The sequence below is a fragment of the Sphingomonas prati genome (assembly GCF_014643515.1).
GTDB classification, from domain to species: domain Bacteria; phylum Pseudomonadota; class Alphaproteobacteria; order Sphingomonadales; family Sphingomonadaceae; genus Sphingomonas_R; species Sphingomonas_R prati.
Window position 1 is genome coordinate 1 of sequence record NZ_BMJP01000007.1, and the last position, 23,942, is coordinate 23,942.

At 64.5% G+C, this 23,942-nt stretch carries 15 protein-coding genes and 1 pseudogene; 7 read left to right on the top strand and 9 right to left on the bottom strand.

Translation table 11 applies throughout. The annotated features are described in order from the left end of the window. Positions 1-278, bottom strand: a pseudogene (locus IEX50_RS16020) (outer membrane protein); the annotation flags it as partial. Between the two features lie 727 nt (positions 279-1,005). Between IEX50_RS16020 and IEX50_RS16025 the strand changes: the two are divergent. Then, a complete protein-coding gene (locus tag IEX50_RS16025) occupies positions 1,006-2,571 on the top strand; it encodes an amino acid permease (protein WP_157177857.1) in 1,566 nt (521 codons plus the stop codon). A 267-nt stretch (positions 2,572-2,838) separates the two neighbouring features. Here the strand turns inward: IEX50_RS16025 and IEX50_RS16030 are convergent, their stop codons facing one another. The 5 genes from IEX50_RS16030 to IEX50_RS16050 form a co-directional block, all read right to left on the bottom strand. Continuing rightward, complete coding sequence (locus IEX50_RS16030) at positions 2,839-3,984, bottom strand: MFS transporter (protein WP_157177856.1); 1,146 nt, start codon at positions 3,982-3,984, stop codon at positions 2,839-2,841. 100 nt (positions 3,985-4,084) lie between these two features. Then, on the bottom strand, positions 4,085-5,092 hold the full coding sequence (locus IEX50_RS16035; RefSeq protein ID WP_157177855.1) for a SphA family protein: 1,008 nt from the start codon (positions 5,090-5,092) through the stop codon (positions 4,085-4,087). Positions 5,093-5,246: 154 nt separating this feature from the next. Then, positions 5,247-6,920 carry a bifunctional 3-(3-hydroxy-phenyl)propionate/3-hydroxycinnamic acid hydroxylase gene (locus IEX50_RS16040; protein WP_184075336.1) on the bottom strand — a complete coding sequence of 558 codons (1,674 nt, stop codon included), beginning with the start codon at positions 6,918-6,920 and terminating at the stop codon, positions 5,247-5,249. Then, positions 6,917-7,765, bottom strand: a complete 849-nt coding sequence (locus IEX50_RS16045; protein ID WP_157177869.1) for a fumarylacetoacetate hydrolase family protein — start codon at positions 7,763-7,765, stop codon at positions 6,917-6,919. Before IEX50_RS16045 ends, IEX50_RS16040 begins: the two co-directional genes overlap by 4 nt. 41 nt (positions 7,766-7,806) lie before the next feature. Next, entirely contained in the window at positions 7,807-8,682 is an 876-nt protein-coding gene (locus IEX50_RS16050; protein ID WP_198350732.1) for a VOC family protein, read from the bottom strand. 154 nt (positions 8,683-8,836) lie between these two features. Here IEX50_RS16050 and IEX50_RS16055 point away from each other — a divergent pair, with 154 nt between their 5' ends. Both IEX50_RS16055 and IEX50_RS16060 read left to right on the top strand, forming a co-directional pair. Beyond that, the gene (locus IEX50_RS16055; RefSeq protein WP_157177854.1) at positions 8,837-10,324 is read left to right on the top strand and encodes a carotenoid oxygenase family protein; all 1,488 of its coding nucleotides are present in this window, start codon (positions 8,837-8,839) and stop codon (positions 10,322-10,324) included. Between the two features lie 24 nt (positions 10,325-10,348). Next, a complete protein-coding gene (locus IEX50_RS16060; RefSeq protein ID WP_157177853.1) occupies positions 10,349-11,818 on the top strand; it encodes an aldehyde dehydrogenase family protein in 1,470 nt (489 codons plus the stop codon). A 39-nt stretch (positions 11,819-11,857) separates the two neighbouring features. Here IEX50_RS16060 and IEX50_RS16065 read toward each other — a convergent pair whose 3' ends face one another. Next, complete coding sequence (locus IEX50_RS16065) at positions 11,858-12,616, bottom strand: IclR family transcriptional regulator (protein ID WP_157177852.1); 759 nt, start codon at positions 12,614-12,616, stop codon at positions 11,858-11,860. Positions 12,617-12,700: 84 nt separating this feature from the next. On the opposite strand from IEX50_RS16065, the gene IEX50_RS16070 reads away from it, so the two are divergent. From IEX50_RS16070 to IEX50_RS16080, 3 genes are all read left to right on the top strand, one after another. Further along, the gene (locus IEX50_RS16070) at positions 12,701-14,287 is read left to right on the top strand and encodes an FUSC family protein (protein WP_157177851.1); all 1,587 of its coding nucleotides are present in this window, start codon (positions 12,701-12,703) and stop codon (positions 14,285-14,287) included. 617 nt (positions 14,288-14,904) lie between these two features. Continuing rightward, on the top strand, positions 14,905-15,405 hold the full coding sequence (locus IEX50_RS16075; RefSeq protein ID WP_157177850.1) for a MarR family winged helix-turn-helix transcriptional regulator: 501 nt from the start codon (positions 14,905-14,907) through the stop codon (positions 15,403-15,405). Further along, complete coding sequence (locus IEX50_RS16080; RefSeq protein WP_157177849.1) at positions 15,402-16,268, top strand: SDR family oxidoreductase; 867 nt, start codon at positions 15,402-15,404, stop codon at positions 16,266-16,268. Before IEX50_RS16075 ends, IEX50_RS16080 begins: the two co-directional genes overlap by 4 nt. 522 nt (positions 16,269-16,790) lie before the next feature. Here IEX50_RS16080 and galB read toward each other — a convergent pair. Continuing rightward, positions 16,791-19,493, bottom strand: a complete 2,703-nt coding sequence (galB, locus tag IEX50_RS16085; protein ID WP_229674113.1) for a beta-galactosidase GalB — start codon at positions 19,491-19,493, stop codon at positions 16,791-16,793. A gap of 133 nt (positions 19,494-19,626) precedes the next feature. Then, positions 19,627-20,382 (bottom strand): FadR/GntR family transcriptional regulator, encoded by a 756-nt coding sequence (locus tag IEX50_RS16090; RefSeq protein WP_198350731.1) that lies wholly within the window; start codon positions 20,380-20,382, stop codon positions 19,627-19,629. Positions 20,383-20,610: 228 nt separating this feature from the next. On the opposite strand from IEX50_RS16090, the gene IEX50_RS16095 reads away from it, so the two are divergent. Beyond that, positions 20,611-23,853: a TonB-dependent receptor gene (locus IEX50_RS16095; protein ID WP_229674114.1), complete on the top strand. Its 3,243-nt coding sequence runs from the start codon at positions 20,611-20,613 to the stop codon at positions 23,851-23,853. Positions 23,854-23,942: the final 89 nt, after the last annotated feature.

Consider the following 23,942-nt stretch of genomic DNA (forward strand, 5'->3'; position numbering starts at 1 on the left):
CCGACGCAGCCGCCGGCCGGCGTGTTGGTCGCCGCGCTGCCGCCGCAGGTGCCCGGGCTGAACGCGTTGGCGCCCGCCGCCGTGTTCACGGTATCGCCGAACGTCCCGTCCAGGTTGTTGTCGAACAGGACGGCCTCGCCGCTATCCTTGGGCTGGAACCCGTAGCCAAGCTGGCCGCCGACATAAGGACCGGTCCAGCTGTCGGTGACCTGAGCCATGGCCGGCGAGCCGGCGGCCAGCGCGAGCCCGAATGCGGGTACGAAACGAGACATCTTCATATGATAATCCTCCAAACACGGGCTGGTTGAAGCGGTTTGTGCGCTGACAGGTTGCGTGACATAGTGTGGCTGGCCGGATGGCCTCTCGAGCAACCGTTCAGGAGCCGGCGACGAACGCACCGCGGAACGCATCGTCGGTTCAAGCCAGGCGCGGGCGATCAGCGCGCGCGCTCCCACAGCGGACAGCAACATCGTCGACGCCCTGCTGGCATTGAGCCGCGGAAAAGGTGCGCCCCTGCGGTCGGCGAACAATGCGTGGAGCCGGTCAAGATCGTCGATCGGTACGAGATGTTCGACCGCCAGCCGCCCGCCGGCGTCCGTCGAATACCAGCATTGCGGGCGGAATTTACGGAGAGGCCCGCTGCGATCAGTCGCTCGGGGATGTCGCCGGTGAGCTTCACGCCGAACATCCAGGCGAGATGGCGACGCCACCGGTAACTCTTGGCAACGCTGAACTGTTCTGTCTGCAGGAACGCGGCACGCCGCATGATCTTTATTGAAAATTTCCGAACATGTCCGGCCTGTGGCCGGCATCACGCTACGTATCCGGAGACTGGTGTACGCCGGGCTCCGACAGCGTCAGAAAAACACCAGGCGACAAGATCCGCGGCCTCGCTCACCACTCAGCCGATGAGGACCGACTCTGCTGGAATCAAGGAGATTGCGTGATCGCGCCCGGTGTCTAGGCTGCGCCCACAATCGGCGGCACAATTGCCAGGGGGGACATATGACAGCTGAAGTTAAACGGGGGGTGGTCGAGCGCATGTTCGCGCGAAAATCGATCGCGCAAGTGCAACGCGAAACCGCGACGAGCGAGCTGAAGCGCACGCTTGGCAAATGGAACCTGCTGCTGCTCGGGGTCGGCTGCATCATCGGAGCGGGCATCTTCGTGCGGACCGGGTCCGCCGCGGCGCTCCATGCCGGGCCGGCGGTGCTCCTGTCGTTCGTCGTGGCCGGCGTCGTCTGTGCCTTTGCCGGTCTCTGCTATGCCGAACTGTCCTCGACGTTGCCGGTCTCGGGTTCGGCCTATACCTACGGCTACACGACGCTTGGCGAGTTCGTGGCGTGGACGATGGGTGCCCTGCTGCTGCTCGAATACGGGCTGGCCGCCTCGGTCGTCGCCGTCGGCTGGGGCGGCTACGTCGTCAGCCTGCTCGCCGATTTCGGGCTGCGCATTCCCCCGCAATTCACCGGTCCCGCCGGCTACACGCTGATGCGCGACGGCGTCCCCGTGCTGGTCGATGGCCGAACGGTCACCACCATCTTCAACCTGCCCGCCTTTGCGATCTGCCTCGCGCTTGCCGGCCTGTTGATCCGCGGCGTGTCTGAATCGGCGAAGGTCAACAACATCATCGTCGCGATCAAGGTGACCGTCCTGATCGCTTTCATCGCGGTCGGCGGCGCGATCGTGCTGTCGAACTTCGGCGAACTCGTCGCGCGCAACTGGACGCCGTTCATCCCGGCCAACCAGGGTCCCGGCAAGTTCGGCGTCGACGGGATCATGCGTGCCGCATCGATCGTGTTCTTTGCCTATATCGGTTTCGAAGCGGTCTCGACGGCGGGTCAGGAGGCGAAGGACCCGAAAAAGGACATGCCGTTCGGCATCATCGGCTCGCTCGTCGTCTGCACGGTCATCTACATGCTGGTCGCCGCGATCATGACGTTGCTAGTACCCTATCAGTCGCTGAACGTGCCGGACCCGGTCGCAGTGGTCGTCGACAGCTTTGGTCCGACCTGGGGTTGGCTTGCCAAGCTCATCAAGGTCGGCGCGATCATCGGCCTGACCTCGGTTGTCCTGGTCCTCATGTACGGCCAGACGCGCATCTTCTACACCATGGCGCGTGACGGATTGCTGCCGCGCGTGTTCGCCACCGTCCATCCGAAATTCAAGACGCCCTACATCAACACCATGCTGGTCGGCGTCATCACCGCGATCGCCGCCGGGTTCTTCGACATTAACGTGCTCGGCGACATGACCTCGGTCGGGACTCTGGCGGCGTTCGCGATCGTCTGCCTGTCCGTGATCTATCTTCGTCGCGCCGCGCCCGATCTGCCCCGCGGTTTCTCGGTGCCGCTCTATCCGATCGTGCCGATCCTCGGCATCCTGTCCTGCCTCTACCTCATCACGACGGTCCCGTGGAGCGTGCTGGTGTTCTTTCTGTGGTACATGGCCGGCGGCGTGGTCCTTTACTTCGCCTACGGCATGCGCCATTCGAATTTGCAGCGCGGAGAGGCGCAGGACGACGCTCCTGACCTGGGCGAGCAGGCCGGACCGGTCGGCAAGCAGCCCTGAACCCAGTTTCGTAACAATACGTGTCGCCGGCCCATCAACCAGGCCAGCCGGCTAGGCTCCACTGTCGATGGACGTTCCTCTCGCCTGCAAATCGACCATCGGGGTCGGGCAGAAAGGCGTGTTTCGGACGTTTGACGACAGCGCATGGGGCTGTGACGCCATCCGCGTTAAAATTCCGGTCGCCCAGCCATGCGCCGCATCTCCACTCGCCCGTCTTGCGCGGCGTTGATGGCAGGAAGCTGATCGAGGCCAATGCCAGTTCGAACCTCACAGTTTCAGTGACAGCATGAGGCCCAGCACCAAACCACCGACTGCACACAAGGCAACGGCAGCGGAAAGTCCGCCGGCGAACGAAGCCAGCATGATGATCAGGATGGGGCTTGCAAATTGCCCCGCCCAGAAGCTCGACTGCCAGAGCCCCGCACCCGATCCGCGCTGTTCCGAACTGAGGACAGCCATGGCACCGTTCAGGAGTGTCGGCAGTGCGATGCCGCCGGCAAAGCTGGTAATGACCAGCCCGACGCACAGCGGACCATAGGTTTGCGAGACGCTGATCAGTCCCAGGCCCAGCCCGATCAGTAGAAAGCAGAGCCGGTTGGTCGTGCGCAGCGGAAGCCGCCGTGTCAGGCCGAAACAAAGAGTGCCGGCAACGACTGCTGCGTTGGTCATTGCAGACACGAGTCCGACGGATGTGGGCGAAACCGTGCCGATCGCGTTGAGCAGATACGGGATTTGGATCTGGGCGACGTAGAAGCACAACGACAGCAGCAACGTGGTCGCACAGATGGGCGCGAGGATTGCCAGGGGCAAGCGCCCTGCGCCATCGTCGGCCCCGCGGCCTGATGGGGCTCGCCCCGTCCCCGCCGGAACCAGCAGCAACACCGCGGGCAGCGCGATCAGTGCGATCCCGTAAACCGCAAACGGCGCCCTCCAGCCAAATTCGCCAAGCGCACCACCAATGATCGCAAACGCGACCGCCGCCAGGGACGCGCACGCAGTCTGCAGCGACAGCAGGCGTTCGCGTTGCCCATCGGTGTAAAGATCGCCGATCAGCGCGGTCGAGCAGGTCATGATGATCCCTTCGGCAACGCCCATTCCCGCGCGTACGCCGATGATGGCATCCAGGCTGTCGAGTAGAAGCGGGGCGAGCCCGAACAGAGCATAGAAGAGCAGCGCGATGATCAGCAGACGTCGCTTGCCCACGTGATCCGCCAGCCAGCCTGCGCCCCAGGAGCAGATCGCGATTGCGAGCGCCGGAATGGTCAGCGCCAACGACACGCGCAGCCGGAGATCGGGTGTGCCCGCAAACGCCTGTTCCATCTGCGGCAGGATCTGCGCGACGAGCAACGTTCCCCCGATCGGAAGGCACGCCAGCACTGCGAGGAGGACACCGGGCAACAGCGGGCGGGTCATGCCTGGCGATGCCTGCGATACTGTGCCCGTGAACGATTGATGCTTGGATAGGCTGTGCATGACGCTTCTCTCCGATCTGTCGGATTCGGGTCTGGCAGGATCAGTTGATCGGGAGGATCAGCTGCACATTGGCTTGTGGCCCACTCGAATAGTTTCGTGCCGCGACCGGCAAATACAGATTCGCGTTGATCAGCCATTTCCGGCCGTGATCATAATGGATCCCCGGTCCGATATAGAGTGCCGACTTTTTAGTGTCTGGCAATTTGTTGCCGTTCAGGCGATTATTGTTGAGCTGTTTGACAACAAAACCGTTCGCCCCGAGCGCTACGCCGCGTGCGACCTCACGGGACACGTCGAAATTGCTGTAGAGCATTTGCCCCGCCTGCCCGTTATCGAAAGTGAGGCCGGGAATCGCAGGCGGGTTGGCGATCCTGGTGGTTTTGAAGTTATAGAGGTACTGGAGACGTCCGGAAATTTCCCATCCCGGCGCGGGCAGCACCGTCCAAGCGACATAAGGATTGAGCGACCAATAGCCGCTTCCCTGATTCAGGTCGCGGCGCCGATCAAAGCCGCCGGTGGGCGCGATCACGTTGAACGCGACGCGCACCGACGCGACCGGACGTGGCCCGCGCATGTGCGGCTTGAACTGGATGAACGGCCCGAATGTGACGTCGCCAAATGCGGTGCCATTGTCGCGCAGCTGGAGCCCGCCCTCCCCGAAGCGGCTTCGAATACTGGTGACGGGGACGAGGACGTCGAAGCCGAGCGCGTTACCGTCGAAGTTGATGGGCGTGGCGACGGAGAACTGCGTTACGGAAGTGAGCACATCGATCCGCGGATTTTGGAAACTCGCCGAATCGTCTCCCTTCGAATCCTTGATCGCGTTGAAGTTGTTGTAGCGCGCATATTGGATGATCGTCAGGCCCGGCTTCGATGGGCCGAACCCGTCATAGAAGCTAGTACTGCCAAGATTGATTCCGTTTGGCGGAACAACCAGATCCGGAGCCGCCGCAGCGGAAACATTGCCGGCAGACTGCGCGCTCGCCGACGCCGCGGTCGCCGAAAGCGCGGCCGACAACAGCATTTTCGTGGTGATAGAGACTTTCATTGCATCCCTCCTCTGGAGCGTGACCGCTCTCGTTCGGCGATGGATGGCTTGAAACGCCATCTTGATTACTCGCTATTCCTGTATAATAGGAATTGTGTGTTTAAAAGAGATTTCTTGAAATATCGGAATATTGCTTTTGGCTTGTGCGTCGCCGTCAGGTTCGCGTTCGTCGGGCCATGCTGCCGGAATCAGGCGTAAGGTGCCCCTCGAGAAGCGCGGCAGTTGCTTCGGCACGGCTCACCGGGAAGGTGGTGAAGACGTACCGGTCCGGCCTGACGACAAGCAGGCGACGGTCCCGACCGACTGCGTGCGCCAGGGTGCCACTTCGGTCGTAAACGACGATCAGGTCGGCGGGCAGGTCAACCGGTACGGTGATCGGCCCGGTGCCATCGGCAACAGCAACGATCCTGGGACGCAAGGCAGCGAATGCGGGCATGTCCCCGATCCGCAAGAGATCCGCACTATCCTCGATCCGACCAACCAGAGCGAAATTGTCGCCCAGCACCTCGTCCAGCAGTATTCGATCGCCGCCGGGTCGCTCCACCAACGGTTGCGGAAGCAGGCGGCCGACCAATGTGTGCCGTCCCTTGAGCCCATCGGGAAGCAGGAAGCCGCTGGCAAAGCGTGGCTTCGGCTTATACTTCATTTGTGCCAGATAATCGCGCGCAACCGGCCAGAGACCGAGGGCGGTAAACGCCGTACGGGTAGCCAACCCGACCATTCGGTTACGCGGCCCCATGATCCGGCCCATACGCAATGCAAGCTGGATCATATCGTGGACGTGCTTGCGCCGTTCCGCCTCGTAGCTGTCGAGAAGTGCGGCCGGCATCCGGCCTGCGGTCACCCATGCGAGCTTCCAGGCCAGATTATGGGCATCGCGGATGCAACTGTTCATGCCCTGCCCTGCGAAGGGCGGGGTCAGATGGCAGGCGTCGCCCGCAAGATAGACGCGCCCCGACGACCAGCGCGGCGCGACCCGCGCGTGAAACGTATAGACTACCTTACGGCGCAAAACGCTGTCGGGATGCGCCCCGTGGCTCGCCAGCAGCGCCTGCACCCGATCCTCCGCGACCAGATCCTCGGGATTTTCGTCCGCCAGCAGCTTGAACTCGAACCGCCTCGTCAGGTCTGGACCCGGCAGCGCGATACAGGGGCGGCGCGCATCGCAGAATACGACCGTCTCACTGGTTGCCGCCGGCGAGTTCTCCAGATCGACGATGAGCCATTTTTCCTCGAAGGTCTCGCCGTCGAGACTGAGCCCGAGGGCGGAGCGGATCGGGCTGCGCCCGCCGTCCGCTGCAACCAGATAATCGCAGCTGACGATCCGGCGTGCCCCGTCAGCCACGAGATGAAGTGTCACCCCCTGCCCGTCCTGGTGGAACCGCTCCAGCGTCCATCCGAACAGCGTATCGACAATGGGCGATGCAGCCAGCGCACCGCGTAGCTGCGCCTCGAATACCGGTTGGCGGAAGGCGTTGCGACGGGGATAGCCGTAGGGCCGCGCGTCCGGCCGCACGTGCAGGAACTTGCGGCCGCGTGGCGAACGATATTCCGATCCGTATCCGGGGACGATACCGGGCAGGATACGCTCGATGACGCCCGCCGATTGCATCGTTCGAAGCGATTCGTCATCGATCGAAACGGCGCGCGGCTCCTGAACCGTCGTCGCGTTGCGCTCGATCAGCAGCGCGCGGGTGCCATAGCGCGACAGTAGATTTGCCAGCGCCAGCCCGGTCGGCCCTCCGCCCACCACGATCACCGGATAGTGAGCGGCGATCGTGCGGCGGTCTCGATCGGCCGCGCCGGCGGCCGTGGACGATGCCGTCACGCTTCCGCCTGCACGTGATTGACGAGCAGCCCGACGCCCGGAATGTCGACTTCGACAACGTCGCCGGCGGCCAGCCAGCGTGGTGGCTGCCGCTTCGCACCGACGCCGCCGGGGGTGCCCGTCACGATCACGTCTCCCGGTGAGAGCGGCGTGAAGGCTGAGACGTAGGCGATGATCGCCGGGATCGAAAAGATCATGTCGGCGGTCGGCTGCGACTGGACTACCTCGCCATTGACGCGCGTCGTGACCGACAGCGCGGACGGATCGGCAATCTCGTCGGCGGTCACCAGCCAAGGGCCGAAGCCCCCGGTCTGCGGAAAATTTTTGCCCGGCGTGAACTGCCGCGTATGCCACTGCCAATCGCGAACCGAGGCGTCGTCATAACACGCATAGCCGGCGATATGCGACAGCGCGTCCTCCTCGCGGATCTCGCGGCCTCCGCGGCCGATCACCACCGCCAGTTCGCCTTCGAAATCCAGCATGGTCGAGACGGTCGGCAGGACGATCGGCGCCCGGTGTCCGGTCTGGCTGTCGGCAAAACGCGTGAAAATCGACGGACGCTCGGTCTTGTCACGGCCCGTCTCCTGGCGATGACTCTCGTAATTATGGCCAACGCACATGATCTTGCCGGGATTGGGGATCACCGGCAGAAACCGGATGTCGGCGAATGCGAGACGTTCGTCCCCGCCCGCCGGGTCCCCGCCCTCCTGCAGTGCACCGGCGGCGATCAGCGCCTTCAGATCGGGAAAGCGGGACGCAAGGCGGGCGCCTACGTCATACACGCCGTCACCATCGACAATCCCATAACTGGCGCGACCGCGTGCTTCGAAACTCATCCATTTCATAGGATATCCCCCAAAATTCGTGCTAAAAGCTGGTCGGGCGCTCAGCTGCGCAGCAGTCCCTGCCCCCAGCTGTTCAGCGTGCGCTGTTCGTGCGGCCATTTCCCGCTGGGCCGATCGTGCCCGACGACTTCCAGTTCCGCGGAGATCTCGACCCAATTGTCGTCCGGATCATGGACGAAGATGAACAGGTTGTTCCCCGGCCCGTGTCGCCCCGGGCCCCATTGGATGCGGACATGCTCCGCCGCCATATGGTCCCCCCAGTCGCGGATCGCGTTCCAGTCAGCGGTTTCGTAGCAATGGTGGTCCAGCCGGTTTTCGGGCGCGAGGAACACGGCGAAGCTATGATGTTCCTCGCTGCAACGCAGGAAGGATGTCCGCACGCCGCCTGCGTCGTCGAGCACGTCGTCGGACAGGGTGAAACCGAGGATATCGATGAAGAACCGAACGATCCGCGCCGGCTCGCGGCTGGCCACGACGACATGCTGGAGGCGCGCCGGCGGCGTCCGGTCGGCAGCGGGCGAACGCATCTCTTCGCGCGGCAAGCCGAAGACCAGGCAATTCCCGTCCGGATCGCGCACCGTTACGGCATCGCCGAACAACAGCGTCGGCCCAGTCTCGCACGGCCAGCCGGCCGCCGCGATCCGGGAACGCAGGTGGGCCAGTTCGTCGCCGTCGGGAAGCGCGAACCCGGCCGACACCAACGTCTTCGGCCGGCCGGGAACGAAGAGCAACCGGCGGTCGGGCGCCTGTGCCACGATCGCCTGTCCGGCCTGTGTCAAGGTATAGCCCATCGCACGAGCATAGAAGTCGGCGGTCACCGCCGGCTCTGCGCACCCGATCTCGAGATAGTCGAGCCGCGCGACCAACGAATCGGTCGGCCGGCCCCAGCGATCATCGCGGAATTCCATGTCGATCATCCTTTCCTATCCTGATCCGCAACCGTGTGCGTCATCGCCGTATATCACATATTTCCTATTATGCTGGAAAAGCGTTGTCAAACATTGTTGGCAACCTATATTGGAGATCACGATCATGGGATCCGCCCGCGGACCCGAACCAGGAGCAGATTTGATGACGCTGAGCTTCCCGGAGACGCCCGACTTCAGCGGCGCCTTGTATACGCCATCGCGCTTCGAGGGGGCCGTTCGCGATCTGGAGATCGAGGGCGAGATTCCTGCCGCATTGCGTGGCCGCTTCGTTCAGGTCGCCCCGGATCCGGCCTATCCGCCCATGCTCGGCGACGACATCTACTTCAACGGCGACGGCGCGGTGACGTCGTTCCGGTTCACCGACGGACATGTCGACGTACAGCGCCGATATGTCGAAACCGATCGGCTGAAGGCGCAACGCGACGCGCGTCGTTCGTTGCACGGCGTCTACCGCAACCCGTTCACCGATGATCCCAGCGTCCAGGATCTCAGCCCCAGCACCGCCAACACCAACATCGTCCCCTTCAACGGCATGTTGCTCGCACTGAAGGAGGACAGCCTGCCCTATGCGATGGACCCGGACACGCTGGAGACACTTGGTCGCTGGGACTTTGAGGGGCAGATCGGCAACACACCCTTTACTGCGCACCCCAAAATCGATCCCGAAAGCGGCAACCTGCTCGCCTTCGGCTATGAAGCGCGGGGCATCGCCACTACCGACATGGTCTATTACGAGTTCGCCGCCGACGGTCGGAAGCTATGCGAAACCTGGGTCAAGGCACCCTACGCCGGCATGGTCCACGATTTCGCCGTCACCCCGAACTACGTGATCTTCCCGGTGCTGCCCGCGACCGCCAACGTCGATCGCATCAAGGACGGCGGGCGGCATTTCGAATGGCAGGGGGGGCTGGGCTTTCAGTTCGGTGTGATGCGCCGCGATGGCGACGGCAGCGATATCCGCTGGTTCGAAGGGCCCAATTGTTTCCAGGCGCACGTCCTGAACGCGTTCGAGCAGGGCGACCGCATCCACCTCGATATGCCAAGCGCAGACGGCAATGTCTTCGCCTTCTTCCCGGAGTCCGACGGACACGTACCGTCGCCAGAAACGCTTCATTTCGAACTTGCGCGCTGGACGTTCGATCTCCAGTCGAATTCGAGCCAGGCGATCCACAGCACGCTGTACGACGCGCCTTGCGAATTCCCGCGCTGCGACGACCGCGTCGCGGGCCGCCCCTATCGCCATGGCTTCGTCCTGGGCTGTGACATGAGCCTCTATGATGTCGCACGGATGGGGCCGCCGCCGTGGCAGTTCTTCAACTTGCTGGTGCATATCGACATGGCTACCGGCGCGGTACAGAACTGGGCCGGCGGCAATGCCGAATGCTTCCAGGAGCCGACATTCGTGCCGCGTGCACCCCACGTGCCCGAGGGTGACGGCTATATCCTGGCGCTGCTCAATCACCTCGAAACCAGCACGACGGAGCTCGTCATCTTGGAGTCACTGGATCTGGCCAAGGGTCCGGTCGCGCGGATAAAGCTGCCGATGCGGCTACGGATGAGCCTGCATGGCAACTGGCTGCCCGATGCTCCGGCGGACGTGGCACCCTTGGATGTGGCGCAGGCGGCCTGATCGCCTGAATATAGGAACTTTCCAATGAACACCTCCCCCTACGCAGACCTCGACCGTCAGTTCATCGGCGGCGCGTGGCGCGCGGGCCGATCGGGCAAGACGCTCGATAACCACAATCCGTTCGACGCCAGCCTGATCGGCACGATCCCGCTCGCCAGCGTCGAGGATCTGGACGAGGCCTATCGTGCCGCCGAACAGGCGCAGCGCAGCTGGGCGCGAACCTCGCATACCGAACGCAGCGCCTTGTTCCTGCGCGTGCTGCAGGTGCTCGATGCCCGCAAGGACGAGATCATCGGCTGGATCGTCCGCGAAGGCGGATCGACGCTGCTGAAAGCGACAATCGAATGGAGTTCGGTGCGCAGCGGCGCAATGGAGGCGATCTCCCTGCCCTCGCGCGTCGAAGGCAAGATCATGCCGATCGACGTACCGGGCAAGCAGAGCTTCGTCTTCCGCGAAGCGTTGGGCGTGATCGGCGTCATCAGCCCGTGGAATTTCCCGATGCACCTGTCGCATCGCTCGATCGCGCCGGCGCTGGCACTCGGCAATGCCGTCGTGGTGAAGCCGGCAGAGGATACGCCCGTCACCGGCGGCTTGCTGCTCGCCAAGATCTACGAGGAAGCCGGCTTACCCGCTGGATTGCTGAACGTGGTGATCGGCAACGTCGCGGATATCGGTGACGCCTTTACGCTGCATCCCGTGCCAAAGCTTATCTCCTTCACCGGTTCGACCCGCGTCGGCAAGCGGATCGCCGAACTGGCCGCCACCGGCTCGCGACTGAAGCATGTCGGGCTTGAACTGGGCGGCAACGCGCCGATCGTCGTGCTCGCGGACGCCGATCTCGATCTCGCGGTCCGGGCAGCAGCGTTCGCGCGCTTCCTGCACAGCGGCCAGATTTGCATGAGCGCAAACCGGATCATCGTCGATGCATCGCTCCACGACGCGTTCGTCGAGCGCTTCGTCGAGCATGTCCGTGGTTTCAAGGTCGGCGATCCTGCCGATCCGGCGACGGTGATCGGGCCGCTGGTCAACGCCAAGCAAAAGGCCGCCGCATTAGCCAACATCGCCAGTGCCCGGTCCGCCGGCTTCACCGAATTGCTTGGCGGAGAAGCGGACGGCCTCCTCGTCCCGCCGCACGTCTTTGCAGGCGTGCCCAACGACAGCGCGTTTGCGCAGGCCGAGCAGTTCGCGCCCATCGCGCCGATCATCCGCGCGGCAGACGAGGCGGAGGCGGTGCGACTGGCGAACGCCACCGAATTCGGTCTGTCCAGCGCCGTCTTCACGCGCGACCTCGCGCGCGGGCTGCGGGTTGCCCGGTCGATCGAAGCGGGAATGACGCACATCAACGACATCTCGGTCCAGGACAGTCCGTTCAACATGTTCGGTGGCGAAAAGAATAGCGGGATCGGCCGGTTTAACGGCGACTGGATCGTGTCGGAACTGACCACCGACCATTGGATCACGGTGCAGGATACGCCGCGCGACTATCCGTTCTGATCAGGACGGGCGGCAACCGTGACGGCGCGCCGCCCGTCCTCAACCCTCCCGAAGAACCTGCGTGACCGACGCGCCTGCTGCAACCACCGCCGCCTTCGCCGCCTGCAGCCCGGCGGCGTCGGTGGCGAACATGGCCGCTGGCACGACCAGGCCGATGCTGCCGAGGATATCGCCATCCGCATCGAAAACGGGCGAAGAGATCCCCATCATGCCCACATCCAACTCACCCGAGGTGACCAGCACCTCGGCCTTGCGCAGGACTCGCACTTCGCGCTTGAACGCCTCCCAGCTCGTGCCCAGCCCTGCCGCGGCTACGGCCTTCGGATCGGCGTCATAGAAGCGGCGCAACGGCCGTGGGGCAAGATGCGCCAGGATTGCCTTGGACGCCGCACCACGGCCAAGCGGCATCGGACGCCCCCTTTCATAGCTGATGGCAAGCGCGGGCGCATGTTCGGCATGCTGATCCACGCACATCACTTTCAGGCGATAGATCCGGCAGAGCAGCCCGATCGCATCGCTGGAAACCGTCGACACCAAATGGCGCAGCGGCGCCTGCGCTTCCCGGATGAACGGATCGAAGCGACGCATCAGGCGATCCAGCTCGATCACCGCCGGACCGACGGTGTAACGACCGTTCTTGCTCGCCACCAGCAGCCCCGCATTTACGAGGCTGCGGACATATTGATAGGCGGTGCTGCCCGACAGCTCGAGCGTCGTGGCGACGGCTTCGACCGTCCATTCGGGCTGATCGATCGTGAACAACTCTAGGATCGAAAGCACTTTGTCGGCCGTCGCCATCGCGTTTCCTGTCTTGTCTCTTGCCGTTCCGGTCCGCGGGAGCGCGATAGCAGGTCCGCAATTGCCGGGTAGAGCGCTTTTCCGATGAACGCCGCCAATCGTGACGACCTTCTATTCGCTTTAACCACCACGGCCGCGGCGTTGCTCGGCTTGGTCGTAGCGTGGTCACTCGGTATCGGCCATCCGTGGTGGGCCGCGATGACGCTTTGGCTCGTTGCCCAGCCGACGCGGGGGCTTCTTCTGGAACGGGCGATCGCCCGGCTTGCCGGAACCGCGATCGGTGCCGTGATCGGCAGCACAATCCTGCTGATGGCGGCCGGGGATCGGCTGATCGTGCTGGTGGCACTCGCTATATGGTTGTCGCTCTGTGCCGCCGGGGGGAGCGTCTTTCGGCATTTTCGCACCTATGCGTTCGTACTCGCCGGCTATTCTGCCGCCATCATCGCGCTGTTCGGGCTTGCTCAGCACGGCGGCGATGCGAGCGTCCCCGCGGACCGCATCTATGCCACGGTGATCGGCATCCTGTGTTCGGTGCTGGTCTCGGTCATCATCGTGCGACCCAGTGACGATCGTCGCCTCGCCGCCGAACTTGAGGATCTTGTCGGTCGCTGTCTGGACCGGATCGAGACGTTCCTTGTATGCCGGACCGCGCCGGCACCGGAGCCGTTGCTGCATGATCTTCTCGTGCTAGATCGCGGTGCGGACGATAGTGCGGCGGGATCCGCCCGAGAACGGCGCGCTGCGTGGCAGGTTCGCCGCACGTCGGGCGTGCTGCTCGAACTCCTGGCACTGACCCCGACGACCAAACGCTCGCCGCATCCCGCCGCCCCATCTGGTGATTGCGGCGGCGCGCGCATCAAGCGGCTATGCGCGCTGGCCGAAGCACAGGGGCAGTCGCGCCTCGCGTCGAGGGTCCACGAGCTTGGCGAAGCGATGACCGGACCGACCCTGGCATGGAACCTGCGCGGGCGATTGGCGACGGTAGACCCACGCCGCGTCGCGCGGGCAGCACTTCGTCCGTTGCTCGCCTTTTCGATCGCCTCCGCAATCTGGCTCGCCACCGACTGGCGGGAGGGAACGGTCATGGTGATGACCGCCGCATTATTTTCGTCGCTCTTCTCCAGCCACCGTGATGGCAATCGCGCATTGCTCGACGCGCTGCTCGGATCGGTGTTGGGCGCAATCATCGGCGCGGCGTTCCGGCTGTTCGTCCTGCCGCCGGACGATGTCGTGATCAGCGTCATTCAGCTGCTACCCATTCTCCTTGCCGGTGCCTGGTTCATGCGCGTGCGACGGACCGCCAAACCGGCGATCGATTTTACGATGACACTCCTTCTCATTGCCCAGCCGCTGTCACCGCCGACGTCCTTTTCGGCAACCCTGGGCGCAAGCGCGGCGATCATCGCGGGCATCGTGATCGCGTTCGGAGCATTCCGCGTGTTTGTCCCGGCCAGCGTCGCTGTCAGCCGGCGATCGCTTTGGCAGCGGATCGAACGACTTGCCGCGCAAAGACGCATGGCCCCCAACCCAATGGCAGCCAACCATAATCGAGCCGCGTTGCGTGAAGCGGTGCTTCGCCTGTTGCATACGACACCGCCCGACCGGATCGATGCCGCTTTAGCTCTGGCAGTGTTGGCCGACGCGAAGCGCGATTCTTGCGTACCCCGCTGACAACATCACTCTCCAATCTTTATCTGCCCCGAGTCTGATGGACGATCCATGATGACAGACAGTCTGGATGGAAGAAGGGCCGGCATATGCCTGTACGAGGTCGGTCCCATGCTGAAGCCAGCTCGACATCGATGAGAATAGCTTGTTCCTCGATCTCGACGCCTTCATACCGATCACAGCGCTATCGTGTCTCTAAAAAGTTTTAAATCTCGCGCGCTCCGCGAGCCACCTTCGCGAGAGCTTGAACCCCGGTTTGCCAGTCTGAGTGAGGCTGTCGCGAAACCCAGGAATTGCGCGAGGTAATTGCTTTCCTGTTTCTCCGTCGACAGCTGTTCCTTTCGGGAAAAGCCAATCGGGAAACAGGTTGTGGGAAAATAGCCTGGGTAAAACAGGTCCCCGCCCCCGGGTCTGTCCGACGGTCTCGACCGCCGTTTGCGGAACAGCCGACCCGGCAGTGTTCATCCGCGAACGATGGCCATTCAGACCCGAGCGGACACTTTGACGCGGTTCCGACGCCCGCGAACGCCAGTGTTGTCGAGCTTCAGTTCGCGCAACGCAAGAACCATATGCTCATATTCAGTTGACAACATGATGTCATATCGGGAATAAGTTGTCTTATGGGGCAGCAGAACAACAGCGTACGCGAGCTGGCGCTGGCAATCTTTGCGGCTAACGGTCGGCTGATTGGCGCCGGCAACGAACTGGTCGCGCATCTCGGCCTGACCAGCGCCTGGTGGCAGGTGCTGGCGGCGCTGCGCTACTCGCCCGTGCCGCTGCCCACCGCGTCGATCGCCCGCAACGTGGGTCTGACCCGGCAGGCGGTACAGCGCATCGTCGATGTGCTCGCTGAACGTGGCCTGGTCGAGTTCCAGGCCAATCCGCATCACCAACGCGCCAAGCTGGTCGTTCTGACGCCTGAGGGGCTTGCGGCGGTCAACGGCGCCGAGGGCGCGGTCGCGCCGCTCGACCAGGCGATCGCGGATCGGATCGGGAACGAGTGCCTGCAAGCCGCGATCGCGACGCTTGGCGAGATGGTGGCCGTCATTTCCGAGCGACTCGACCATGCCGAACGCGCGTCGACCCCTGTCCCGCACATCCTCGAGGAGACCCTGTCATGATCCTGGTTCTTGGCGCCACCGGCGGCATCGGCGGCGAGGTCTGCCGGCTGCTGAAGCAAGCAGGCACGTCGTTCCGCGCGATGGCGCGCAAGCAGGAGCAGATCGATCGTTTCCATAAAAATGGCGGGGACGCCGTGCTCGGCGATCTGGACCAGCCGGAGACGCTGACGGCCGCGATGCGCGGTATCGACACACTGTTCCTCGTTACAGCGCCCACCCCTGCCCAGATCGCACAGGAGACGGCGGCGATCGATGCTGCCAAGCGCGCCGGGGTCGGCCGGATCGTCAAGATCTCCGCCTCCGATTGCAACGTCCGCTCGCCGATCCCCTGGGCCAAGTCGCATGCACTGATCGATCATCACCTGCGCGCCTCGGGGATCGACTGGACGATCCTGATGCCGACCGCGTTCATGCAGAACTTCCTGTGGTTCACGAAACCGGTCGCAAAGGGATATCTGCCACTCGTGGCCGGCAAGGGATCGGTGTCGTGGGTCGACACGCGCGACATTGCGCGGGTTGCCGCTACCGTGCTGACGCAGGACGGGCACAGCCGCGCGACCTATTTCCTGACCGGGCCGGAGACCTTCGACATGACGGAGGCCGCCGTGCAATTGTCGCAGGTGACGGGGCGCAAGGTGCAGTACGTCGACCTGCCAACACCGGTGTTCCGCACGATCCTGCGTATGACAGGCAGTTCGCGCTGGATGGCCAACGGGCTAGTCGTGCAGTTCGCCGATATGGTGGCGGGCCACCACGACATAGATCCGACCTGCGAGATCGAGCGGCTGACCGGTCAGCCGCCGAAGGATTTCGCGGGCTTCCTGCGCGACCATCGCGACGCCTTCGTTAAGTCGGCCGCCTGAGCCGCCAGCCCCGCCACAGGAGAACCTCACCGTGCGACCGAGCAGTTCCCCCTCGCAGGGTACGCGTTAGAATCACCGGTGCGCGTGTGGGTATCCGCGCTGCACAGACGTCGAGCTCTCCCGGTTTAGCGAGCGAGACGGATGTCGGAAACGCCTGCGCGTTTCCATTCAGCGACCGGTTTAGGGAAGGCGCCTATCGGACAACTGACCCGAAAAGGCCTCCTCGCAGCGGGCCACCGGCCACCATGCCACTGTCGCAAGAGTGCAGACATTCGCGACGCCGGAAACTGGGGCCATGCGTAACGCGAGACCTTCCCATTTTTCCGGGCCGGACGGACAATTTAAGACAATCCTCGGTCCCGGGCAGGCTCTCCACCACCTGCTGATCAAGCCCGGGCGGGTCAACCTTCCAACCCCATCATTCGATCTCGACCGGCTGAACCAACGACATGACCGGACTGCAAAAGGGAACGTCCATCGCGGCCAGCCTGCCGTCCCCTCCCGTTCACGACCGAGCCTAAGTCACTCCTTCTGCGACGCAATCCGCACGGTTGCGTCCGGAAGCCCTTCGGCGGCCACCCGGACGCGGATCGGCCCCTGCTTGCCGGGGACGGCGCGCACGATCGCGATGGCGCGGCCGTTGAACAGCTTGCGGGCCGCCGACGGGAACGCGACGAAGTCGGTCGGGTCGCCATTGTCGGTCGCGACGATCTCGCCCGGCCCCTCGATCGTGAACCGCACCGTGCGCTGGTCGCGCGGCACGAAGCCGCCGCTGGCGTCGCTCAACGCCACGCTGACCCACGCCAGGTCCTTGCCGTCATTCGCGATCGACGCGCGATCGGCGACGGCGGCGATCCGCACCGGCGCGCCGGTGGTCCGCACCGCCTCCTCCGCCCAGGGATTGCCGTCTTTCCAGGTGACGACCTTGATCTCGCCCGGCTCGTAGCGGACATAGTCCCAGCGGAAGCGATAGGCGAACGGTGCGCGTTTTTGCCGCCCCTGCGACTTGCCATTGACGAACAGCTCGGCCTCGTCTGCGGACGTGAAGGCGTGGACCGGGGTCACCTGCCCCTCCCGCCCCGCGAAATTCCAGTGCGGCAGGACGTGGACGAACTTCACGTCGGGCCGCCAGCGCGCCTTATACAGCCAGAAACGGTCCTTCGGGAAACCGGCTAGATCGACGATGCCGAAATACGAACTGCGCGAACTATAGTAAGGCGCCGGTTCGCCGAGATAGTCGAAGCCCGTCCAGACGAACTCGCCGGCGACGGTCGGGTTCTGGTCCTGCGCCGCCCAGGTCCGATCCGCCGTCCCGCCGAAGTCGGCCGCAAACAGTTCGTAGGCGCTGACCTGGTGCGTCTCTTCGTCGCCGCCCACGCCCGGCCGGACCGGGTTGCTGATGCCACCGGGGACCGGGAACTGATAGTCGCCCCGACTGCTATAGGCCGCCGCACTTTCGGAGCTGAAGATGACCTTGTCCGGGTGCTTCGCGCGGAACCCGGCAAAGGTCGGCAGCTTCGTCCGCACGCCCGCGCCCTGGTAGTTCAGCGCGATCGCATCGAACGCGCTGGCGAAGTCCGAACCCGGTGCCGCGACGTTCATCGATCCCATTACGGGGCGGGTGGCGTCCTCCTGATGCGCGATTGTCATCACCTCGCGCGCGACGGCCGCCCCGCGCCCGCCATATTGCTCGCCGACCTCGTTGCCGATGCTCCACATTATGACCGACGGATGGTTGAAGTCGCGCCGCATCATCGCGCGCAGGTCGGGCTCGTGCCAGTCCTTGAAGATCAGATGCGTGTCGAACGGCGTCTTGCGGCGCTCCCACACGTCGAACACCTCGTCCATCACCAGGAAGCCCATGCGATCGGTCATGTCGAGCAGTTCGGGCGCGGGCGGATTATGCGCCATGCGGATCGCGTTGACGCCCATGTCGGCCAGGATGTTGAGCTGGCGCTTGGCCGCGCGGTCGTTCCACGCGGCACCCAGCGCCCCCAGATCATGGTGCTGGTTCACGCCGTTCAGCATCACATGCTCACCGTTGACGATCACCCCGCGATTGGGATCGAAGGTCAGCGCACGCACGCCGAAGCGGGTCTCGTACGTGTCGATCACCCGCCCGCCGCGCCGCAGCGTCGTGACCGCGACATAGCGATTGGGCACCTGAGTTGGCGGCGGCCCCCACAGCCGCGGGTTGCGGATCGTCGTCGTCCCGCTGATGCTGGCGGTTCCACCGGCAGCGATCGCAACCGCCGCGGTCGCAATCCGCGCCACCGCGCCGCCCAGCCGCCGGTCGGCCGCATCGATCGCGAAGATCGCGGTATCGGCGACGACGCTGGCGCCGGCGGACGCGAGGTTCTCGACGGTCAACGCCAGCGCGACCTGCGCCTGTCGCGCGGAGACGTCGGACGTCGTGATCTTCGTGCCCCACTGCGCGACGTGCACAGGATCGGCCGTGGTCAGCCACACGTTCCGGTAGATGCCGCCGCCCGGATACCAGCGTGACGATTCCATCGGATTGTCCAGCCGGATCGCAAGCTGGTTGTCGCCACCGGGGATGATGTACGGCGTCAGGTCGAGCCGCCACGAATTATACCCGTAAGGCCAGCCGCCGACGAGTTTGCCGTTCAGCCAGACCGTCGCATAGGACATGGCACCGTCAACATCGAGGAACACCGATCGGCCGCGATCCGCGGCGGGAATGGCCAGCTTCCGGCGATACCATCCCGCCCCCCAGCTCGGCAGCCGGCCCATGCCGCCATAGGGCCCCTTCGCGATAAACGGCCCGGCGATCGCCCAGTCGTGGGGCAGCGTCACCGACTGCCAGCCAGCGTCGTCGAAGCCGCCCTTGATGTAAGGCACGTCGCCGCCGGGATTGCCGGCCGGGCGGACATGGCGCTTTGCGGGGTCCCGGATGAAGGCGTTGCCGCTTGGCAGGATATACGGGCGCAGGACGCCCTTGCGCACCGCCGTGTCGGAATCGTCCATCACGCCGGCATCGAAATCGGCACCGTCGGGACGCAGCTTCAGTTCGGGCAGCACTTCGTAGCGCAGGTCTGCGCCGACGCCGGCCGGGTCACCGCGGTGGAACTTCCAGCCGTCGTTGATCGAAATGCGGGCCCGCTGGGCTTGCGCCGGCGATGCCGCGACCGCGGCGACCGTCACGATCCAGGCAATGCGCGGCGCCAGGCGGGCCATCGTCGCGAACCGGGAACCGACGGTCACTGCGGTCCGCCCGCGTCGAAACGATCCCATCGGCCTGCCCCTATCTGCTTTTGTCAGACCAATTTAGAAAGAACGGGCGGCAAGGCAATTGTTTTCCACGATCGCCCGATCCGATGCGGGCGATCTTCGAAGGCTAGCGAGCCTCGCTCATCACGGCATCCGTGCCGAGGATATGCGAACGCCGGCTGGCAATCCGGCGGCGAACCGCCTCGAATTCCTCATTCTCGGTCATGACGAGCAGATGCTCGATCACGGCCTCCAGATGCTGGCGCATCGCGACGCGGGCGCCGTCCGCGTCCTGCGCGCGCACCGCGGCCAGCACGGCATCATGTTCGGCCGCCCGACGATCCTCCCCGCCGCCACGGGCGCGCTGGTGGATCGTCCGCGCCAGCAGGCAACGCTCCCGCATCGCCCACAGGTCGGTCACGACCGTCGTCATCGCGCGGTTACCGGTGGCGCCCGCCAGCGCAAAATGGAAATCGCGATCGGCCTGTTCGCTGACGGTCACGTCCGGCTCGCGCATCACCGCGATCAACCGCTCCAGCTCGGCCAGATCGTCGTCGCTGCGGCGCACGGCCGCCAGCGCCGCCACTTCCGCCTCGATCCCGCGGCGCGCCTCCAGAAGCTCGAACGCACCGATATCGAGCGTCTCGACCTCCTCGTTCGCACCGAGCGAAACGACATAGATGCCCGAACCCTTGCGCAGTTCGAGCACGCCGATCATCTCGAGCGCCACCACCGCCTCGCGCACCGACGCACGGCTCACGCCATAGGCATCGGCCAGCTTCCGCTCGGTCGGCAATCGGCTGCCGATCGGAAACTCTCCGGCGGCAAGCCGGGCGAGGATCGCGTCACTGATGCGTCGATAAAGCTTTTCCTGGCCGATCATCGTCTACCCTCGTCGCCGTCCGCGAACGTGAAGCATGAATCGCATGATCCTTGCCAGATTAAATCGTCCCCGGACCGTCGGTGCAGACCACGTGCCATACATATCACACCCGAAATAAAATGAATTGGACCGACATATATCATCTTGACCGGCCGACCATGCCGCCCCTAGCACGCTGTCATCAGGACAGCGGCGTCGCAGAACAGCCGCGTTTGGGGAGGATTACAGATGAAGTCGCTGAGTGGTTTGCGTCGCGCCGGTGCCGTGTCGACGCTCTTGATGGCCACCACCGCCTGGCCGGCCATGGCGCAGACCGGGACGGCCCCGGCCGCACCACCCGCGCCCACCGCGTCCTCTTCTTCCAGCGCGGACAGCCCTCCTGCCGCGACGCAGGACGGTGCCGGCCAGACCGCACCGACCGCGATCGACGGAACCGCGCAGGCTCCGGCCGACCCCTCCGCCACTGGCAACCAGGATATCGTCGTCACCGGCTACCGCGCCTCGCTGGAAAGCCAGACGAACGCAAAGCGCAACTCGATTGGCTTCACCGACACGATCTTCGCCGAAGATATCGGCAAGTTTCCCGACACGAACATCGCGGAATCGGTCAACCGTATCCCCGGCGTCACGATCAGCCGCGAAGTCACCGGCGAAGGATCGAACGTCGCGATCCGCGGGCTCGGCACGAACTTCACGCGCGTCCTGCTCAACGGTGCCCCCGTCGCGATCGCATCGGTCCGGTTCGATGCGCAGTCCACCAACCGCGAGGTCGATCTCGACCTCATCCCGACCGAACTCTTCACCCAGCTGACGGTCAGCAAGTCGCCCACCGCCAGCCAGGTCGAAGGCGGCGCCGCCGGCACCGTCAACCTTCGGTCCGCGCGCCCGTTCGACAATCCCAAGCCCTACATCAGCTACGGTCTACAGGGGTCGAAGGTCAGCCTCGCCGACAAATGGGGCTATCGCGGCTACGCACTCGCCAGTGCCACGTTCGGCGACTTCGGCGTGCTGGTCGGTGGCGCGGCCGTCAAGAACCGGTTCCAGGTGGACGGGTTCGAAACCATCGGCTGGACCAACCCGAACCTGACCTCGGCCCAGCGCGTCAGCGGCGCATTGAACTCGACCGGCGGCGGCAACTTCACCATTCCCGGCACCGTCCCGATCAACGCCGGCAACGGGCTGGTGACGGGCACGCCGATCAACCAGGCCTTCCTGCTCGCGCAGAACCCGGGCGCCACGATCGATCAGATCGACAACGGCCTGCTCCCCCGGCTCGGGCGCAACCGGACCGAGGTCGGCGAACGCACGCGCTACAACGGCCTCGTCTCGCTCGAATGGCGGCCGAGCGACGCATTCCATTTCTACGTCGACGGCATGTACGCCAATCGCAAAACCGACTTCACCCGCACGTCGATGGCGTGGTCCGTGCGCAACGGCGCCGTGATCCCGCTCAACACGACCTATGACAACACCGACTGCACCGTCGGCTGCACGGTCACCGGCGGCACCTATGCCAACTCGCAGTTCTTCCTGGAATATCGTCCGTACCGCGATCGTCAGGACTATTGGGTCGTCAATCCGGGGGCCGAGTTCATCCTAAACGACGCCATCAAGGGCGATTTCCAGCTGAACTACACGAAGAGCAAGTTCCGGCGCGAAAGCCCGACCGTGCTGGTCATCACCCCGCCGAACAGCGGCACGACGGTGAACTACACCAACGACGGCGGCATTCCGGACATTCAGAGCAACGTCGATCTGAACAACCCCGCCTCGTTCGGCTGGGCCGGCGGCGGTCGCCTGAACCTCAACGGCGAGGAACGCCGCACCGAGACCAAGGGCATCCGCGGCAGCCTGCTGTTCGGCGATGCCGAGCGGTTCAGCGTCCGCGTCGGCGCCGCCTATGACGATACATCGCGCCGCATTACGCCGTTCGACAACACCAATCCGTGGCAGGCCGCTGTCTGCGGCAACAACCCCAGCGTCGTTCTGCCGGGCCCGAACCGCCAGCCACTGTGCGATGGCGCCAACCAGCCGGGCACCGCCGCCCCCGCGGGCTACCCGACCTATGCCGGCTACGGCACGGGCTTCAGCGCCGGTGGCGCGCCGCTGGTCTATGCGGGCTCGATCGTCCCGACCGCCGCTCTGGCGGGCTACCTGCTGCCGGGCAGCAACGGCTACATCACGGTGGACTGGGACAAGTTCAAGGCCGCGACCAACTACGACAGCCTGCTGGCAGGCGCGACCGAGACCGGCTCGGGCAGCAGCGGCGCCAATGGCGGCCTGATCCGCGAGAAGGTGACGGGCACGTTCATCGAAGCGAACGGCAATTTCGACGTCGGCAACGATGGCGATACGGTCCGGCTGAACGGCGGCGTCCGCTACGTCCGCACGCTGCAGAAGGTCGGCGGTCGCACGACCATTCCCGATCCGCGCAACGTGCGGAACGGCGTCACCTGCCCGGGTGTCAGTCCGACGTTCGCGCTTGACGGGTCCTGCTACCCCACGCTCGTGAACTTCACGCAGACCGACCGGCTCTATTCCAACTACCTGCCGTCGGCGAGCGTCGCCTATAACTTCGGGCGCAAGGCCGTCGCCCGCGCCTCGGTTTCGCGCACCATGACCCGGCCGGATCCGAACCAGCTGCTGCCCGGTGCGTCGTTCACCTCGCCATCGGCGGATGTCGGCACGCTCGGCAACAACGCGCTGAACCCGTATATCTCGGACAATATCGATCTCGGTTTCGAATACTACACCGGGGGCGAGGGCGTCATCGCGTTCGCCGCATTCCGCAAATCGATCACCGGCTTCACGGTCAACGGTCTCACCACCGTGCCGTTCAGCACGCTCGAACCGTTCGGCATCACCTTCGCCTCGCTGACGCAGGCGCAGCAGCAGGCACTGATCGACCGCGCGGGGCCGGCCGGCGTCGCGCCGGAACAGGTGCCGATCCAGATCCAGCAGCAGGTCAATTCCGACGGCAAGCTGAAGGTGAACGGGGTTGAGTTCCAGGTCACCCAGCCGCTCGATTTCCTGACCCGCTTCATCGGCGTCGAAGGCTTCGGTTTCCAGGGCAACCTGACGATGATCGACCAGAAGGGCGAAGGCACCGGTGCCCCCGCGGTGGCGCTCGGCGTCGCGCCCACCACCTACACGCTGACCGGCTATTACGAGGGCAACGGCCTGTCCGCCCGCCTGACCTACACCTATAACGAGGGTTCGGTGCAGTCCGGTCTCAACCAGAACGGCCTGCCCGCCGCCGCCATCATCGGCCGCGACTATGCTCAGCTCGACTTCTCCGGCAACATCGATCTCGGCAAGATCCTAGGCAACGACCTGTTGCCGACGGTCGTCGTGAACGTGATCAACATCACCAAGGAAGCGCAAAGCTCCTACTTCCAGTTCCCGAACGCGACCTTCAACGAATACAACCCCGGCCGAACGGTCCTGGTCGGTATTCGCGGCCGCTTCTGACCCTCTAAACGGTTCCCCTCCCCTGATGGGCCGGTCGTCCGCGACCGGCCCTTTTTTTGGCCCGTCGTCCTCTGGGTGGAAGGGCGTGG

Coding starts and splice junctions, on each gene's coding strand:
- IEX50_RS16050 (WP_198350732.1), bottom strand. CDS start 8,682: ATGATCGACATGGAATTCCGCGATGATCGCTGGGGCCGGCCGACCGAT.
- IEX50_RS16060 (WP_157177853.1), top strand. CDS start 10,349: ATGAACACCTCCCCCTACGCAGACCTCGACCGTCAGTTCATCGGCGGC.
- IEX50_RS16025 (WP_157177857.1), top strand. CDS start 1,006: ATGACAGCTGAAGTTAAACGGGGGGTGGTCGAGCGCATGTTCGCGCGA.
- IEX50_RS16090 (WP_198350731.1), bottom strand. CDS start 20,382: ATGATCGGCCAGGAAAAGCTTTATCGACGCATCAGTGACGCGATCCTC.
- IEX50_RS16065 (WP_157177852.1), bottom strand. CDS start 12,616: ATGGCGACGGCCGACAAAGTGCTTTCGATCCTAGAGTTGTTCACGATC.
- IEX50_RS16035 (WP_157177855.1), bottom strand. CDS start 5,092: ATGAAAGTCTCTATCACCACGAAAATGCTGTTGTCGGCCGCGCTTTCG.
- IEX50_RS16095 (WP_229674114.1), top strand. CDS start 20,611: ATGAAGTCGCTGAGTGGTTTGCGTCGCGCCGGTGCCGTGTCGACGCTC.
- IEX50_RS16070 (WP_157177851.1), top strand. CDS start 12,701: ATGAACGCCGCCAATCGTGACGACCTTCTATTCGCTTTAACCACCACG.
- IEX50_RS16055 (WP_157177854.1), top strand. CDS start 8,837: ATGACGCTGAGCTTCCCGGAGACGCCCGACTTCAGCGGCGCCTTGTAT.
- IEX50_RS16045 (WP_157177869.1), bottom strand. CDS start 7,765: ATGAAATGGATGAGTTTCGAAGCACGCGGTCGCGCCAGTTATGGGATT.
- IEX50_RS16080 (WP_157177849.1), top strand. CDS start 15,402: ATGATCCTGGTTCTTGGCGCCACCGGCGGCATCGGCGGCGAGGTCTGC.
- IEX50_RS16075 (WP_157177850.1), top strand. CDS start 14,905: ATGGGGCAGCAGAACAACAGCGTACGCGAGCTGGCGCTGGCAATCTTT.
- IEX50_RS16030 (WP_157177856.1), bottom strand. CDS start 3,984: ATGACCCGCCCGCTGTTGCCCGGTGTCCTCCTCGCAGTGCTGGCGTGC.